Source organism: Pseudomonas sp. ZT5P21 (assembly GCF_054897785.1).
On the sequence record NZ_CM142705.1, the window covers coordinates 981,368 to 997,594 of the forward strand.

Annotated in this window: 12 protein-coding genes and 2 pseudogenes; 11 read left to right on the forward strand and 3 right to left on the reverse strand. The window is 58.3% G+C overall.

Annotated features, from left to right (window positions below; all coding sequences use genetic code 11):
* Window positions 1-45 precede the first annotated feature (45 nt).
* Window positions 46-132: pseudogene (locus tag ACYZT9_RS04490) on the forward strand (sulfite exporter TauE/SafE family protein); the annotation flags it as partial.
* Here ACYZT9_RS04490 and ACYZT9_RS04495 read toward each other — a convergent pair.
* Window positions 122-436 (reverse strand): putative quinol monooxygenase, encoded by a 315-nt coding sequence (locus tag ACYZT9_RS04495; RefSeq protein WP_462008748.1) that lies wholly within the window; start codon window positions 434-436, stop codon window positions 122-124. The pseudogene ACYZT9_RS04490 and the gene ACYZT9_RS04495 overlap by 11 nt on opposite strands.
* Window positions 437-599: 163 nt before the next feature.
* Here ACYZT9_RS04495 and ACYZT9_RS04500 point away from each other — a divergent pair, with 163 nt between their 5' ends.
* The 3 genes from ACYZT9_RS04500 to ACYZT9_RS04510 all read left to right on the forward strand — a co-directional run bounded on the left by ACYZT9_RS04500 (window position 600) and on the right by ACYZT9_RS04510 (window position 2,838).
* Window positions 600-1,190, forward strand: a complete 591-nt coding sequence (locus ACYZT9_RS04500; protein ID WP_462008749.1) for an NAD(P)H-dependent oxidoreductase — start codon at window positions 600-602, stop codon at window positions 1,188-1,190.
* A 223-nt stretch (window positions 1,191-1,413) separates the two neighbouring features.
* Complete coding sequence (locus ACYZT9_RS04505) at window positions 1,414-2,325, forward strand: LysR family transcriptional regulator (RefSeq protein ID WP_462008750.1); 912 nt, start codon at window positions 1,414-1,416, stop codon at window positions 2,323-2,325.
* A gap of 144 nt (window positions 2,326-2,469) precedes the next feature.
* Window positions 2,470-2,838: a glyoxalase superfamily protein gene (locus tag ACYZT9_RS04510; RefSeq protein ID WP_462008751.1), complete on the forward strand. Its 369-nt coding sequence runs from the start codon at window positions 2,470-2,472 to the stop codon at window positions 2,836-2,838.
* A 62-nt stretch (window positions 2,839-2,900) separates the two neighbouring features.
* On the opposite strand, the gene ACYZT9_RS04515 is transcribed toward ACYZT9_RS04510, so the two are convergent.
* A complete protein-coding gene (locus ACYZT9_RS04515) occupies window positions 2,901-3,764 on the reverse strand; it encodes a methyl-accepting chemotaxis protein (RefSeq protein ID WP_462010154.1) in 864 nt (287 codons plus the stop codon).
* Window positions 3,759-4,820: pseudogene (locus tag ACYZT9_RS04520) on the reverse strand (methyl-accepting chemotaxis protein); the annotation flags it as partial. The gene ACYZT9_RS04515 and the pseudogene ACYZT9_RS04520, both read right to left, overlap by 6 nt.
* 257 nt (window positions 4,821-5,077) lie before the next feature.
* Between ACYZT9_RS04520 and pmrG the strand changes: the two are divergent.
* From pmrG to ACYZT9_RS04555, 7 genes are all read left to right on the forward strand, one after another.
* Window positions 5,078-5,749: a lipopolysaccharide core heptose(II)-phosphate phosphatase PmrG gene (gene pmrG, locus ACYZT9_RS04525; RefSeq protein ID WP_462008752.1), complete on the forward strand. Its 672-nt coding sequence runs from the start codon at window positions 5,078-5,080 to the stop codon at window positions 5,747-5,749.
* A gap of 8 nt (window positions 5,750-5,757) precedes the next feature.
* Complete coding sequence (locus ACYZT9_RS04530) at window positions 5,758-6,573, forward strand: phosphatase PAP2 family protein (protein ID WP_462008753.1); 816 nt, start codon at window positions 5,758-5,760, stop codon at window positions 6,571-6,573.
* Window positions 6,574-6,814: 241 nt separating this feature from the next.
* On the forward strand, window positions 6,815-7,063 hold the full coding sequence (locus ACYZT9_RS04535; RefSeq protein WP_462008754.1) for a helix-turn-helix transcriptional regulator: 249 nt from the start codon (window positions 6,815-6,817) through the stop codon (window positions 7,061-7,063).
* Window positions 7,064-8,263, forward strand: coding sequence for a type II toxin-antitoxin system HipA family toxin (locus tag ACYZT9_RS04540; protein ID WP_462008755.1), 1,200 nt, complete (start codon window positions 7,064-7,066; stop codon window positions 8,261-8,263).
* A gap of 587 nt (window positions 8,264-8,850) precedes the next feature.
* Window positions 8,851-9,783, forward strand: a complete 933-nt coding sequence (locus tag ACYZT9_RS04545) for an NAD-dependent epimerase/dehydratase family protein (protein ID WP_462008756.1) — start codon at window positions 8,851-8,853, stop codon at window positions 9,781-9,783.
* Between the two features lie 62 nt (window positions 9,784-9,845).
* Window positions 9,846-12,659: an endo alpha-1,4 polygalactosaminidase gene (locus ACYZT9_RS04550; RefSeq protein ID WP_462008757.1), complete on the forward strand. Its 2,814-nt coding sequence runs from the start codon at window positions 9,846-9,848 to the stop codon at window positions 12,657-12,659.
* Window positions 12,637-16,227, forward strand: coding sequence for a tetratricopeptide repeat protein (locus ACYZT9_RS04555; protein ID WP_462008758.1), 3,591 nt, complete (start codon window positions 12,637-12,639; stop codon window positions 16,225-16,227). The genes ACYZT9_RS04550 and ACYZT9_RS04555 overlap by 23 nt, the downstream gene beginning before the upstream one ends.

Below are 16,227 nucleotides of genomic sequence, written 5' to 3' on the forward strand. Positions count from 1 at the left end.
TGGAAAGGGCAGATATTACTCTGAGCACACATTCTGTAATACAGGCGTCAGCGGATCAGCGCCGTGCTGTTCAAGCGCATGTTCTTCATCGGCCTCGGTGTGCTCGGCGGCCACTTGCTCATCAGCGGGTAGCGGACGACGGGCTGAGCATCTCGATGGCCCGAATATCGAAATCCCGTTCCAGGTAGTCCTCGCGCTGATCGAGGAACTGCTTCATATGCGGCAGGTTCGAGTGCACGTCGAGGTGCGCCTGAGATTTCCAGATTTCGAAGAAGATAAACAACGTCGGATCCTGTTTGTCGCGCAGCATGTGGTACTCGATGCAGCCGGGCTCGGCGCGGCTTGCTTGCACATAGCCACGGAAAAACGCTTCGAAGGTGTCGGATTTTTCCGGGCGGGTCTTCGCGTGCAGGATGAAGCCTTGCATTTCACTCATCAGAAGTCTCCTCAAGTTCAGAATCGGCGCGAGTGTATGGCAACAATCGCTTAGTGATTCGTGCGTATAGGTCAAATGAGTTTTGCTAATTCAGGGCTTACTCCGCGCGAGGCTGATCGATAACCTGCCGCGATTCCCATTTCTCAACCTTCCGAGATTTCTCATGAAAAAAGTTCTGTTGCTCAATGGCGGCAAAAAGTTCGCTCACTCCGATGGCCGCTACAACACCACCTTGCATGAAGCCGCATTGAGCGTGCTGGACCGCGGCGGTGTTGATGTGAAAACCACCTTCATCGACGAGGGTTACGACGTCGCCGAAGAAGTTGCCAAATTCCTCTGGGCCGACGTGATCATTTATCAAATGCCGGGCTGGTGGATGGGCGCGCCGTGGACCGTGAAAAAGTACATCGATGAAGTCTTCACTGAAGGCCACGGCAGCCTTTACGCCAGCGACGGTCGCACCCGTTCCGATGCGTCGCAAAAGTACGGCAGCGGTGGGTTAGTGCAAGGCAAGCAATACATGTTGTCGCTGACCTGGAATGCGCCGCAGCAAGCCTTCGACGACCCAAGCGACTTCTTCGAAGCCAAGGGCGTGGACGCGGTGTACTTCCCGTTCCACAAGGCCAACGAGTTTCTTGGTATGACGGGTTTGCCGACCTTCCTGTGCGTTGATGTGATGAAACGTCCGAATATCGACGCGGATGTGGCGCGCTATGAACAGCATCTGGCCGAGGTGTTTGGCCTCAAGGTTTAAGGCTCGGCTACTATCGATGTCTTGAGCGGACGCTGATTTGTGGCGAGGGGATTTATCCCCGTTGGTGCGCGAAGCGGACCCAAAACCAGCAAGCTCGGTGGTTCAGGTCATCCGCGTTGGCTGATTTGCGACGGCTGCTCCGCCGAACGGGGATAAATCCCCTCGCCACATTGGTCCCCTTCACCAGAGTCGAATGGCGCAGGACTATCGATAAGGGACACACGTGAAAGCCAGATCCGATGAGTTGCACATTTTCGTCTGCGTGATTGAGTGCGGGTCGATTTCGGCTGCGGCCGAGCAGGTCGGGCAGACGCCTTCGGCGGTCAGCCGTACGCTGTCGCGGCTGGAGGCGAAACTCGATACCACGCTGATCAACCGCACCACGCGACGCATGGACCTGACCGAAGAGGGCAAGTATTTCTTCGAGCACGCCAAGCTGATTCTCGATCAGATGGACCAGCTCGAAGAGCGCCTGTCCTCACGCCAGCAGACCCCGTCCGGGCGCTTGCGGATCAACGCTGCCGCACCGTTCATGCTGCACGCCATCGTGCCGTACATCGACGAGTTCCGCCGGCTTTACCCGGACATTCAACTGGAACTCAACAGCAACGACCTGATCATCGATCTGCTCGAACAGAGCACCGACATCGCCATCCGCATCGGCGCGCTGGCCGACTCGACATTGCACGCCCGTTCGCTGGGTTGCAGCCCGCTGCACATCGTTGCCAGTCCGGCCTACCTTGAGCGACACGGCACACCGCTGGTCGTCGAGGATCTGACCGGGCACGCACTGTTGGGCTTCACTCACAATGAAGGCCTCAACCAATGGCCGCTGCGCTATGTGCAGGGTGATCGCTGGCCGATTCAGGCGTCGATCAGCGCGTCCAGCGGCGAGACGATCAGGCACCTGGCGCTGGAAGGTCAGGGCATTGCCAGCCTGTCGCATTTCATGACCATCGAAGACATCCGCGCCGGGCGCTTGAAGGTGCTGCTGGCGGATTTCAACAGCGGCTATCGCCAACCGATCAACGCGGTGTACTACCGCAACTCGCAACTGGCCCTGCGGATTCAGTGCTTCCTGGACTTTATCCAGGGCAAGTTGGCGGTGTACGCGAATTCGGATTTCAAGGGCTGACAACCCATACCCCCGGTTTCATTAACGATTCCGAGTATTGCTTCGCAGTAGTGGCACATCGCAGTTAAAGAAAGCCATCACCAAGCCGAAGCGCTGACACTAGCCCGGCTACACTCTGGGCCTTTCCAGTCTGGGAGCAACTTCATGAGCTTCGGCAAAACCACCCCGATCCTGCGGATTTTCGACGAACACAAGGCCGTGGAGTTCTACGTCGAGTTTCTGGGTTTCAAGATCGACTGGCAGCATCGTTTCGAGCCGAACTTTCCGCTGTACCTGCAGGTCTCGCGCGGTGAATGCGTGCTGCACTTGTCCGAGCATCATGGCGATAGCACGCCGGGTTCGGCATTGCGCATCGAGACGGATGAGCTGGAGGCGTTTCAGCAGCAATTGCTGGCCAAGGAATACAAGTTCTCGCACCCGCAGATTCAGGCCATGCCGTGGGGCAGCCAGGACATGACGATTGCCGATCCGTTCGGGAATCGGTTGGTGTTTACCAATGCGATTAGTGTTTAGGCAGGTAGGTTAGTTAATTGATCGTTCCCACGCGGGAGCGTGGGAACGATCATGGGTGCGACTTAAACCCTGAAGTGACTCACCATCATCTGCAACTGATTCCCCAACCGCGCCAGTTCAACACTGGACTTGGCCGTTTCGTCGCTGGCGGCGGCGGTCTGTTCGGAGACGTCGCGCACGTTGATGATGCTGCGGCTGATTTCTTCAGCCACGGCGCTTTGCTGTTCGGCAGCGGCGGCGATCTGCTGGTTCATCGACTGGATGTTGGACACTGTGCGGGTGATGTTTTCCAGTGACACACCGGCCTTGCGGGTCAGGGCGACGCTGCTGTCGGTGAGGGCGCGGCTGTTTTTCATCACCGCCGATACTTGTTGCGTGCCGTTTTGCAGACCCGCCACCAGGCCTTCGATTTCCTCGGTGGATTTCTGTGTGCGCTGGGCCAGGCCACGGACTTCATCGGCGACCACGGCAAAACCACGACCGGCTTCACCGGCACGGGCCGCTTCAATTGCTGCGTTGAGCGCCAGCAGGTTGGTCTGTTCGGCGACGGCCTTGATCACGTCCATGACGCTGCCGATCTTGTCGCTTTCCTGTTGCAGCACGCTCATGGCTTCGGTGGAGCGCGCCACTTCGCTGGCCAGACGTTCGATCTGGGCGATGGCTTCGTTGACCACTTTGTCGCCTTCGCGAGCTTCGCCATCAGCGGCGGCGGCGGCTTGCGAGGCTTCTTCGGCATTGCGCGCGACTTCCTGCACGGTGGCAGTCATTTCGTGCATGGCGGTGGCCACCTGATCGGTCTCGATCTTCTGGCTGTTCACACCGGCGCTGGTCTGCCCGGTCACCGCCGAGAGTTCTTCGGCAGCGCTGGCGATCTGGGTAACGCCGTCGCGGATGCCGCTGATCAAGTCACGCAGGGTCACGCCCATGCGCGCGATGCCTTGCTGCAACACACCGAGTTCGTCGCGGCGGGTCACCTTGACGTCCTGGGACAGGTCGCCGCTGGCGATGCGCTCGACCACGGCCAATGTGTCGCGAAGCGGGCCGGTGATCTGGCGGGTGATGAGCACGGCGGCAATGATGCCCACCAGCAGTGCCAGCAAGGTGCTGATCAGTTGCAAGGTGCGGGCTTGTGCGCTTTCGGCGTCACGGCGGTCGAGCTGGATCTGATACAGCTGCTCGCTGAGGGTCACGATGGCGGTGCCCTGGTCAGTCATTTCCTTGCGTGCCTGCACCGCATCGCTACTCGCGGTTTTATAGGCCTGCAAGGCACTGCGGTAACTGCTCAACGCCGTTTCCAGCTGACGCAGGGCGTCCAGCTGAGTGTCGGCGAAATACACATTCAGCTGTCTCAGGCTGGCGATGGCCGTGTCCAGTTGGCCGACGGCTTTCTGCTCGGTCTCTTCGTTGCTGGTCGCGGTGTAGCCGCGCACTTCGTAGCGCGCCAGCAGGAACGCTTCCTTGGCCGCCGTGATGGCCTGGAACTGTTCGAAGCGCTGGTCACTCAATGGCATTTGCTGCACGTGGGTACTGATGGCGTTGATCAGCGTATTGGCGGTTTCCGCGTTGGCACCCATGGCAACGCGGACACTGTTGCCGGTGCGGTAGGCGCTGCGCATTTTGTTCAGGGACGTCTTGTAGGCCTCGATGACAGCGCCTTGCTCTTTGAGCAGCTTGACGTTTTCCGGGCTTTTGAATTTCACCAGTAACGCTTGCTGCTGGGCAGAGAACGCGTCGAGGGTGGTCTGTACGTTCTGTGCGGCGGTTTCGTCGCCGTTGGTCAGCATGTATTGCAGGCGAACCACGCGCAGTTTGGTCAGGCCGGCATTGAGCTGGGTGATGTCGCTCATCCAGTTGCTGCGGTCAATCAAACTGCCCAGGCTTGTCCAGCCGGTCAGGGCGAGGACGCAGGTCAGTGCCAGGACCAGGCCAAATCCCAGGCCCAGTTTCATGTTCACGCTGATGTTGCCGAACCAGCTATTCATCAAATTCCTCCAGGAACGTTGCGCTTTTGGTCGTCGGTTGGCTGGAAGATTGTTTTTTTTTGGTAGCCAAGGATGTGTAACAGGACTGTATCGGCAGCAATCACGAGAGCTGAAAGGATTTTGTCGGGGCGATGTGTAACAAGGTTGTTGCGGGCGGATTAAGCTTTTTTTCACATCGGTTTCACCGCTCGCCGACGCCAGGCTCTCTACCCTCGCGGCATCGAATCAAGTGATGCATGCCGGTGAGGCGGCCTGATGTGGAGTTGAGAGTGAGTCTGTTCGGGGTAACGCGCTCGATTGACCTGAGCCGTTTTGCCCGCTATCGAAATACTGCGGTAGTTTTGGCCTCGGTGCTGCTGATGATTCCGCTGGCCGTCTGGCTGCTGCGGCCTGCTGCTGTGCCAGACCTGGCTCATGGAAATGTCGCCGGCGCCCAGGCGTTGTCCTCTGGTTGGGCAAGGGGCGACATAATTGTGCTGGTGCGTCATGTCGAACGCTGCGATCACTCCAAAGCCGCGTGCCTGGTTGGCAATGACGGCATTACCGATCGCTCGCGCAGCGTCGCCGTGAGTGTTGGTGCGCAGTTCGAACAGCTGGGGCTGGACAATGCAGACATCTACAACAGCCCGATGATGCGTACCGCACAGACTGCCAGTTATATGTTCAACAAGGTTGGCGTCAATGAAGACTGGTTGATCAGTTGCAAGGGCACGATGCTTCGCGATGCCCTTGCGCACAAAGTGGTGGGTCGCAATCTGATTCTGGTGACGCACAGCGAATGCATGGCGCAGATTGAGAAAGACCTCAAGTTGCCGACTGCCACTCTCGGCTATGGCGCCTCTTTGTTTGTCTCCGCAGCAACACCAAAGGCACCGCAAATGCTCGGTTTTATCGAAGCTTCCGACTGGCGCACGGTGACCCGCCAATGAGTACGGCCATGCGCTTTTACTGCATCAACTTCGGCATTCCCCTGGCCTGCGCGGCCGTGGTGTTCCTGTTGTTCGACATGACCAGAATCGACATCGCGTTCAGCAATCTTTTTTTTGATCCGGTGACCCACACCTTTCCGCTCGACCAGCTTCACTTCTTCGAAAAACTCACCCACAAGTGGGCACGCATCATTCCGAACTGGACCGCTGAACTCGCTTTGATCGGCGCGATGCTGTCGTTTATCGGACCGCTGATCAACCCGCAGAAGCATCCGCGCCTTGGCCGTTTTCTGACGCGTAGCAAAGCCGCTCCGGTACTGAGGTTTGCCAACGACCATCGTCGGGATTTTCTGTTTGTGGTGTTCGCGTTTGCCATTTGCACCGGCGTGATCCACTTCCTCAAGTCGCACACCAGCGTGTATTGCCCGATTGAAACGACCCTCTACGGCGGGAAAATGGCCCACATGGAGTGGTACAACAATTTCCAATTGTTCAAGGAAGCCGGTGATGGCCGCTGCTGGCCGGGCGGGCATGCTTCCGGTGGGTTCACCATGCTCGCGCTGTACTTTGTCGCGCGCCGTTACCGCTGGCGCTATTCGAAAGCGCTGATGTACGGCTCGCTGTTACTCGGTTTCGTCTACGGCACGACACGGGTTCTGCAAGGCTGGCACTACATGTCCCACACCTTCTGGGCCGGAATCTTCGTGTGGCTGGCGTGTTTGTTGACCGCGTTGGCGTTTTACGGGCGAGCGCACCTGGACATGCCGATGCTGCAAAAACAGGAAGAATCGGTAGTTTCAATACAGTCGACCAGACTTTCCTGAAGGCAAAAAAAAGCCCGCGGGAGGGCGGGCAAATCTTGGTTTCTTGAATGAGCGAGGGCAATGTACCGGTTGGCGAGGCGCCTTGGGGTGAAGATAAATTCATGTAGCTGAAGCTCGACTCAAGTACGACTACGGCAAATGAGCCTTTGTGAAATCGGCCTGTGATCAGCGCTCTCAATTTGATATCGCAATAATGTTCCATATACAGTACATTTTGATTTAAATGTTACGGTAACTGAACATGGACTACGCTCTGCTGATTTCACGTCTTGGTCGGCAAATACGCGAGAAGCGTATATACCGTGGCCATACCCAAGCAAAACTTGCCGAACTTGCGGGGCTGACTCGGCAGAAAGTCATCGCTATCGAGAGGGGGGCGCCGTCTGTGAGCATAATGGCTTACGCGCGGGTATTAAGTGCTCTGGATTGTGAGATTGCGGTCATTCCAGCGGCGATGCCGACCCTGGAAGAGCTGGGGGAACTGTTTTAAATGAAAATGACTTCGCTCATGGTCAATACCCCGGAAGGCTACAGTGGACGGATCCTCACCAGCGCGGACGATTTCATTTTCCGTTATGACGAAGATGCACTGCCCAACAGGGCGATCAGCCTGTCGATGCCCGTGCGACTGGATGAGTTCCGTCGGCGAGATCTGCACCCTGTCTTTCAGATGAACTTGCCAGAAGGGTATGTGCTGGAGCAGTTACGTAATCGCTTGGCCAAGACCGTCAATGTCGATCCGATGCTACTGCTTGCGCTTTCCGGTAGCAGCTCACCCATTGGTAGAGTCCGGATACGTTCGGAAACAGTTGATGCCCTGCTTGGGGAGCAGACATTTCCCGGAGAAAGACTTGAAGAGATTCTCACGTGGGATGGGGCGGAAGATATCTTTGCAGATCTGCTTGATCGCTACATTCTGCGGGCGGGTATTTCCGGTGTTCAACCCAAGGTGCTGGTGCCTGAACAGCAGGAAGCCGACTTGCCACGCGTCACATCAAAGACCTCGGATTTGATCATCAAAAGCGGCCGTGACGAGTTCCCGGGGCTGGCGATTAACGAATTCCTTTGCATGTCGATTGCAAAAGAGGCAGGCATTCCCGTGCCGGAGTTTTACCTGTCGGACAATACCAAGCTGTTTGTCATGCGCCGGTTTGATCGCGACGCCCAGCTAAATCCGATTGGCTTCGAGGACATGGCAGCGCTTATGGGGTTATCCGCCGACCAGAAATACAGCAAAAGCTACGCGGCCATCGCCAAGGCCATTCGCTTGTTTTGCCCTGCGCAACATGTGAGATCTTCCCTTGATCAACTCTTCGACAGCGTCGCCTTGAGCTGCATCGTCGGAAATGGCGATGCGCATTTGAAAAACTATGGCTTGCTCTACTCGGAGCCGACGCAACGCGATGCGCGCCTGGCGCCGGCGTATGACATTGTCAATACAACCGCCTATATCCCGGAGGACGTTCTGGCACTGGATCTGGCGGGTAACAAGTCAATGTTTGCCTCGCGTCAGGGCTTGCTGGAGTTCGCGCAGACAAGTGAAATTGAAAAGCCGGAACTGCGTCTCCAAAAAATCCTTGTAGCGCTTGAAGTCGTACTGGACCGTTATCCGCAGCATCGTGAGAACGCACCTCATGTAGTGGCGGCGATTCAAAGAGCAGCAGCGCCTTTTGTTCTGACTTTTGGGTAGCGTCAGCTACTTTCGAAGCGGGGATGTTGATACCTGGAAGTTGCACCGTGCGCTTGAAATGATGCTCCAAAAACTCACCCTCAATTTCCCCGACCGACCCAGCGATGGTCCCTGCGGACAGGCCCGGATCAACGTCGGTTGCGACCCTGCGTCCAACAACGCAAAAACTGCCATCAGTCCGTCGATCAGCTATTGAGGTGGCGCGAAGCCGGGCTGAATGTCAAAAAACATCGGTTTGATAAGGCGGTGTCGCACGGCGCCTTATCATGTCGAGATGTAAATATTATGCATCGTCAAATAAGTGGCGCTTTTTTTGCGGGTGGCACCGTATGGCGGCAGCGCAGACAAACTATTGACAGTATCGTTTCGATCTCACATTATCGGCGGCGGTTTAGTGGCCTAGCGCCATAAACTCGGCGTTGGCAGTACAATACCGACCTACGAAGTTGACCCTTCGAGATTGGGGCAATGCCGCAGACAAAGGGCTATGGGCTAAAGGCCATTGGTCTGATTCAATGATCCACCGCGCCACCGTATGGCGGACGTTACATTCGAAGTGTCCGTTTGAATCCTCAGGAATAAACTTCATGCTCGATGGGCGAATACTGGTTACCGGCGGTGCAGGATTTATTGGGTCGCACCTTGTGGAAGCTTTGCTTGGCAAAGGCTACAAGGTTCGCGTACTGGACAATTTGTCGACCGGAAAGGTCGGAAATCTGCCAGTCGGTAATGCCCACCTGAACCTTGTCGTTGGCGATGTAGCGGACAGTGCAGCTGTAGAGCAAGCCATGCGCGATTGCACCGCAGTCGTGCACCTGGCGGCGGTGGCCTCGGTACAAGCGTCGGTAGATGATCCGGTCGGCACCCATCAAAGCAACTTTGTCGGCACGCTCAACGTTTGTGAACACCTGTTGAAAGCCGGGATCAAGCGCGTGGTGTTCGCGTCCAGCGCGGCCATCTACGGCAACAATGGCGAAGGCTCGGCTATAGACGAGGACACCCCCAAGTCACCGCTTACCCCTTATGCCAGCGACAAACTGGCCAGCGAGTATTACCTGGACTTCTATCGCCGTGAACATGGCCTGGAGCCGGTGATCCTGAGGTTTTTCAATATCTTCGGCCCGCGCCAGGACCCTTCGTCGCCGTACTCCGGAGTGATCAGCATCTTCACTGAACGGGCCATGTCCGGTAAGCCTGTGGCGATTTTTGGCGACGGCGAACAAACCCGTGACTTTGTCTACATCAAGGACTTGGTGAGTATTCTCGTACAGGCCGTGGAAGCGAGTGAGCCGCGCCCCGGCGCGGTGAATGTCGGGCTCGGTCGTTCCACCAGCCTCAACGATCTGATCACCGAGTTGGGGAACGCTACCGGCAATCCTTTGACGGTGAATTATCAGGCTCCGCGTCAAGGCGACATACGCCATTCACGCGCCAATAACGCTCGCCTGCTTGAGCGTTTTACGCTTCCGGCACCGACCTCGATAGGCAACGGTTTAGCGCAGCTTTTGCGCAGTTTATAACCGGCCCGCTCCTCATGTCCGACGTTCGAGTAGTATCGGTTCAGTCATTTCAAGAGTGAATTATGGAAATCGTTTTTCGCAGGACGCGTGTCCGCGCGATAGCCAAGCGGCTGTTAGCGGCCCTGGCACTTTTCGTAAGCGGGCCGACCGTCCAGGCTGCAGCCTTGCCACAACCCTATAGCGTGGGTTTTTGGTACGCAGACCAACCGCCCATTCCCGAGTTGGCGCAATTCGACTGGTCGGTGGTCGAGCCGGGGCACCTGACTGACAGCGACGTCAAAACCCTGCGCAAGCTCGGTAGCCAGCCATTCGCGTACCTGTCGATCGGTGAGTTCAGCGGCACCAAGGCTGAAATCGAACAGGCCGGCCTGAGAAAGGCCGTCAGTCCTGTGCGAAATGACGCCTGGGACAGTCAGGTCATGGATCTTTCGGCAGCGGCCTGGCGCGAGCATCTGTTCGGTGCCGCCAAGGCCCTCCAGGCGCAAGGCTATGCCGGTCTGTTTCTCGATACGCTCGACAGTTTCCAGTTATTGCCAGAAGCCTCGCGTGAGGCGCAGCGTGTCGCTCTTGTCAGTTTCCTGCGTGAATTGCACCAGCGCGAGCCAAAGCTGAAGCTGTTTTTCAACCGGGGCTTTGAAGTGCTGCCGGACCTGGACGGTGTAGCGGCGGCGGTCGCTGTCGAGTCGATCTACGCCGGCTGGGATGCGTCCGCCAAGCGTTACCGTCCGGTGTCCGAATCCGATCGCCAATGGCTCGAAACGCACCTGCAACCGTTGCGCGCCAAAGGCATTCCTCTGGTGGCCATCGACTACTTGCCACCGGAGCGTCGCGAAGAAGCGCGCAAACTGGCCAAGCGTCTACGCGATGAGGGTTTCATTCCGTTCATCGGCACCCCTGATCTGGACTCGATGGGCATCAGCAACATCGAAGTGCAACCACGCCGGGTCGCCATGGTTTACGACCCGCGCGAGGGTGATCTGGCCAACAACGCCGGGCACAGCTATCTGGGCGGCTTGCTCGAGTACCTCGGCTATCGCGTCGATTACCTGCCTGCCACCAGCAACATGCCGGATTACCGTTTCAATGGTTTGTATGCCGGCGTCTATACCTGGATGACCAGTGGCCCGCCGCAGGACAGCCCGGCGTTCAACCGCTGGATCAGCAAACGCCTGGACGAACACGTGCCGGTGGTTTTCTTCGCCGGGTTGCCGATTGAAGACAAGCTCCTGCTCAAGCGCATGGGCCTCAAGCGCGAAGCCCCTCCGGGCACGCAAACACTGACCATTACCCATCAGGACAAGGCGCTGCTCGGAGCGTTCGAAGCACCGGTGCAGCCCCGATCCCGTGACCTGACCGCTGTTTCGGTACTGCCCAACGGGCCGAAAGCGGCGTTGACGCTGACCAATGCCGGCGGCGAGGTATTCAATCCGGTGGTGGTTGGTGAGTGGGGCGGTCTTGCGCTCGCGCCTTATATTCTTGAAGTAAACAACGAACGCAGTCGCTGGATTCTCGATCCGTTCGCGTTCCTTCAAGCCAGTCTGCGTCTGCCGGTGCAACCACGTCCGGATACCACCACGGAAAACGGCCGTCGTATCGCTACCGTGCACCTCGATGGCGATGGTTTCCCCTCCCGCGCGGAAGTGCGTGGCACGCCTTATGCCGGTCGACACACGCTGGAAGAGTACATCAAGCCCAATCCGTTTTTGACCTCGGTATCGATCGTCGAAGGCGAGATTTCACCGCGCGGGATGTTCCCGTTCCTGGCGCGTGAACTGGAGCCGATCGCCCGTGAGATTTTCGCCAACCCGAAAGTCGAAGTGGCTACCCACACCTTCAGTCACCCGTTCTTCATGCAGCCGGACAAAGCCAGAAAACGCGAAAACTTCAAACCGGAATACGGCTTGAACATGGCGATTCCGGGCTACGACAAAATTGATTTCCGCCGGGAGATTTTTGGCTCGCGCGACTACATCAACCAGAACCTCACCACCCCGGAAAAACCGGTGAAGATGGTGTTCTGGCCGGGCGATGCGTTGCCGTCGCCGGAGACCCTGAAGCTGGCCTACGATGCCGGGCTGAAAAACGTCAACGGCGCCGAAACCATTATGACCAAGGCCAATCCGTCGCTGACCGGATTGAACCCGTTGCTGCGCCCCACCGAAGGTGGCTTGCAGTATTACGCGCCGATCATCAACGAGAACCTCTTCACCAACTTGTGGAAGGGGCCGTATTACGGCTTCCGCGATGTGATCGACACTTTTGAGCTGACCGACAGCCCACGGCGTTTGCGTGGCCTGCACCTGTACTACCACTTTTATTCGAGCACCAAGCAGGCCTCGATCAAGGCGATGCACGAGATCTACGGCTACATGGGCGAACAACAGCCGATGTCGCTGTGGATGAGCGATTACATCGATCGTCTGCACGGCTTGTATCAGGCCAGCCTGGCGCGTACCGCCGACGGTGCGTGGCAGGTTCGCGGGATGGATGCGTTGCGTACGGTGCGACTCGACCCGCAAATGGGCTGGCCGGATTTGCTGCGTTCGCAAGGCATTGCCGGCGTGCGCGACTTGCCTCAAGGGCGCTATGTGCATTTGAGCAGCGATCGGGCGTTACTGGTTCTGCGGCCCGATCGAGATGACAGACCGGCGCTGGAGGAGGCCAATCTGCCGCTGCTGGACTGGCGCTACCTGGATGATCGACGTGTGAACTTTTCCTTTGCCGGGCAGTTCGGTCTGACCTTCTCGGTACGCTCGGCAACTGCTTGCCGGGTCGAAGTGGATGGACAGCGTTTTGCGGGCAAGGCCTCGGCCGGTCTGTGGAGTTTTCAGTTACCAATGAAGCAGGTGAGTAATGCTCAACTCATCTGCAACTAAGGCCTCAGCAACAAAAAGCAGCCGCCTGCTCAATCCCGGGGCATTGGCGGTGGTGGCGGTCGCCGTGGGCGGCCTGCTATGGGCGACCTTTCAGCGCGAAGAAGTGTTTCAGCCCGATGGACGCGAGCCAGATGCGGTCTCGGCCAATTACGCCGAGTTGCTGCTGACAGCCCACCCGGATGACGATCGCTTGCGCATCCAACTGGTCGATCTGTTGATCCGTCTCGGTGACTACACCAAGGCGCGACAACATCTGGAAGCGTGGCCCAGGCCGGAGCCGGAAATTCAGGCGTACTACCGTCTTGAACTGGATGCACGGGTCGCGGCGAACAGCAACGATCTGATCGCGCAGCAAGCGTTGGTGGAGCGCCTGAAAAGCTTCGATCATCGCAAACTGCCGGTGCCGTTGTTGCAGAGCCTGGCGAAGCTGGCGTTGACGTTGCAAGCCCCGGCCTTCGCGGCCAGTGTCTTCGAAGAAATTGCCGGTCGTGATCCTCAGTTGCGCAACGAGTCGCTCAAAGCCGCCGCTCAGTGGTACATGGCGGGTGAGCAGCCGGGCCATGCAGCGGACATTTACCAGCAACTCAAAAAGGACGCTCAGGCAGCCGAGCGGCGGGATTACGCGCAGCTGGCGTTCAACAGCCTGTTGTCCGCCGGTCGAGGCGACGAGGCTGCACAAGTGCTGTCCGACGAATTGCCGCACCTGGACAACCCGCAAACCGATGCGCCGTGGCTGGAGCAGGGCGTCGATGTCGCGGTGGCGAGCAAGCGTTTCGATCTGGCGCAGCGTGTGCTCAAGCAATGGCAAGTGCTGCAACCGGACAATCAGCAAATCCCGCTGAAGGATTTCCACATGCGCCTGGCCATCAACGACCTCGCCGGAGCCTGGGAAACCGGCCAGCAATTGGTCGTCGATCATCCAGACGATGCGGCGCTGCTCGAGCAAATGGCGCACCTCGGCGAGTGGCGTGGCGATACCCAGGCGGCACTGGCTTACTGGATTCGCCTGCTCGCACTGAAGGAAGATCCGGCGACCCGCGAACACGCGTGGCGCCTGGCGAGTCAGCAGTTCGACTTTCACCGATCGATCCCGCTGTTGGCCGACATCATGAAGCAACGCGCGCTCACTGACGTCGAGCTCGACGCGCTGATCTACAGTCACGAATCACGAGGTACGCCGAACGAGGCCGAGGCCTGGTTGCATGCGTACTTGCGCAAGTACCCCACGCATCGTCTGGCCTGGACGCGGCTGCTGCAGAATCTGGAAAACACCGGGCAATTTGCGGCCAAGGCCAAGGTCTACAAGACCTATTCAAAACGCTTCAAGTTGAACACCACCGAGCAGGTCGACTGGGCCAACACCTACCTGAAATTGTTTGATAACCAGTCGGCGTGGAACGTGGTGAAGGCCGATGACACGAGGATCACTGACTCGAATTATTGGCGAATCCGGGCCTCGCTGGCGTGGGACCTGGAACGCGATGAGGACTTGCGGGTTTCCCTGGAAAAAATGCTCGCCCTGGATGGCAAGCTGACCAGCGGCGACGAGAGCCAGTTGATCACGCTTTATCGCACCAGCGACCCGCAGCGTGCGCTGAAATTGATGGTTGCCAGCTGGCGGCGCGGAAGGGATCCGCAACGTCTGGTCGAAGCCTTGCAGCAAGCGCAAGATCTTCAGGATTGGCCGCAAGTGGTTGCGTTGCTCAAGGATGCCGAGCAATTCCCCGACGCCTATGGACATGCGCAAGTGTTGGCGGCGCGTGGAGCGTTGGCGGTGCAGCAGGGACAAAGCGACGAGGCAGAGCGCCTGTACTTGCAGGGCCTGTCGCGATTCCCCGAAGACAATTTGTTCCGCGAACGACTGGTCTGGCTGTATGTCGATCAGGGCAACACAACAAAACTCAAGCCACTGCTGACCCAATGGCGTGCGCAGGCACGGGGAGACCGTCTGCTGTGGCTGCCGTTCGCCAGTGCCAGCCAGATGCTGGGTCGCGACAGCGAAGCGTTGGCCTGGTACCGGATGTATCTCAAAACCGGTCCGAACGATTGGCTGGTGCAGGCAGCCTACGCTGATGCCCTGGACAGCGCCGGTTATCAGGACGCTGCCCAGCGTCTGCGTCTGAAGTTGCTGCGCAGCCCGGAAGGGGAAAATATCCAACCGTCGTCCCAGCGTTACGCCATCTGGTTGCGCCTGATGGCGAGCAGCTATTCGCCACGCAAGGCTCAACAGGAAGTGTTGAAGTGGAAGGACGGTTCGCCAGCGATGCTGCAGTTGTGGTTCGAGCGGTTGCTGGCGCGTCTCGACGCGACGAACCAGGAATCGCAGAAAGACCAGTGGCTGGATTGGGCGCGCGGTCAGGGCTTGAAAGTCGATCGTTATGAGCAGATTCAGCAGGCGCTGCGCAGCCGTAACAAGGCCCAGGTCGAAACGCTGTTGGCGAGTAGTGATCTGAACCCGGCACAACGGGCTCAGGCCCTCAGTCGTCTTGGGCGTCTGGGTGAAGCACTCGACACCAGCCTGTCCGCGCTTGGCGACGAGCAGCCGATGGCGGTGCGCGAACAACTGCGACGGCAGGCCGTGGAAATCCACGAGGTGACGCCACAAGGCGCTCTGCTGTCCTGGCATGAGCAGGACTTCGGTGGGCTGGAGTTCAATGCGCCACGTTTGCAGATTGCGCACAACCTGGGCGACAACTGGTACGCCGATCTGACGCTGGAGCAAGGGCATTACAACGGCGACCAGATTCAATCGTCACGTCTGGGCGAAGAGCGTAACGCCGCCCTGACCCTTCAACGTCCGGTGGAAAACGGCAGCTACAAGCTGTTCGCCGACACCAGCCAGCGCAGCGACGATGACCGCAATGGCCTGGGCCTTTCGCGCACCTGGCAGCTGGGTGCCAGCGACGAGCTGGAAACCGGCGTCGACTGGCATCGCAAGAGCGAAGACAGCGGCTTGATGCGCGCTTACGGCCAGCACGACAGCGTGTGGGTTGGTGGTCGACATGGGCTGACCGCCCGCGATCAGATCAGTTGGGAAGTGGCGCAAAAGTCATTCTCCACCCGTACCGGCGACAACCTGGGCAACGGCCAGGCACTGAAGATGGAATACAACCACACGCTGGAATTCGCCGGGCCTAACTGGACCGTGCGCAGCGGTGTCGATTATCAGCACAACAACGTGAAGGACCGCACGCTGGACGACTTGTCCGTCGACGATGGCGGCGCGGTGAAGAACGTTGATGATTCCGATGATCCCGTCACCGTGGTAGGCAGCGATCTGCTGCAAAGCACCTACGGTCAACTGTATGTCGGCAGCTCCTGGCGTCGCGGGATTCCCGGCGCACTGGTGCGCACCAAGCCGCAATACACCTGGCTGGTGGACGTGACGGCGGGCTGGCAATGGCTGGATCAGACTTTTAACTACGGCATCAACACCGGGATCGGCGTCGAAGTGTTGGGTGATGACGAACTGGCCCTGACCTTTGGCTACCAATCCGCGCCACAGGGCGGGGATGGTCAGTCCGGCGGAACACTGGGTGTGAGCTACGGCGTGCGGTTTGGACGCTGA

Excerpts from the sequence above, each read along its gene's own strand:
- ACYZT9_RS04495 (WP_462008748.1), bottom strand. The coding sequence starts at position 436 with ATGAGTGAAATGCAAGGCTTCATCCTGCACGCGAAGACCCGCCCGGAA.
- ACYZT9_RS04500 (WP_462008749.1), top strand. The coding sequence starts at position 600 with ATGAAAAAAGTTCTGTTGCTCAATGGCGGCAAAAAGTTCGCTCACTCC.
- ACYZT9_RS04510 (WP_462008751.1), top strand. The coding sequence starts at position 2,470 with ATGAGCTTCGGCAAAACCACCCCGATCCTGCGGATTTTCGACGAACAC.
- ACYZT9_RS04515 (WP_462010154.1), bottom strand. The coding sequence starts at position 3,764 with ATGGGCGTGACCCTGCGTGACTTGATCAGCGGCATCCGCGACGGCGTT.
- ACYZT9_RS04530 (WP_462008753.1), top strand. The coding sequence starts at position 5,758 with ATGCGCTTTTACTGCATCAACTTCGGCATTCCCCTGGCCTGCGCGGCC.
- ACYZT9_RS04535 (WP_462008754.1), top strand. The coding sequence starts at position 6,815 with ATGGACTACGCTCTGCTGATTTCACGTCTTGGTCGGCAAATACGCGAG.
- ACYZT9_RS04540 (WP_462008755.1), top strand. The coding sequence starts at position 7,064 with ATGAAAATGACTTCGCTCATGGTCAATACCCCGGAAGGCTACAGTGGA.
- ACYZT9_RS04545 (WP_462008756.1), top strand. The coding sequence starts at position 8,851 with ATGCTCGATGGGCGAATACTGGTTACCGGCGGTGCAGGATTTATTGGG.
- ACYZT9_RS04550 (WP_462008757.1), top strand. The coding sequence starts at position 9,846 with ATGGAAATCGTTTTTCGCAGGACGCGTGTCCGCGCGATAGCCAAGCGG.
- ACYZT9_RS04555 (WP_462008758.1), top strand. The coding sequence starts at position 12,637 with ATGCTCAACTCATCTGCAACTAAGGCCTCAGCAACAAAAAGCAGCCGC.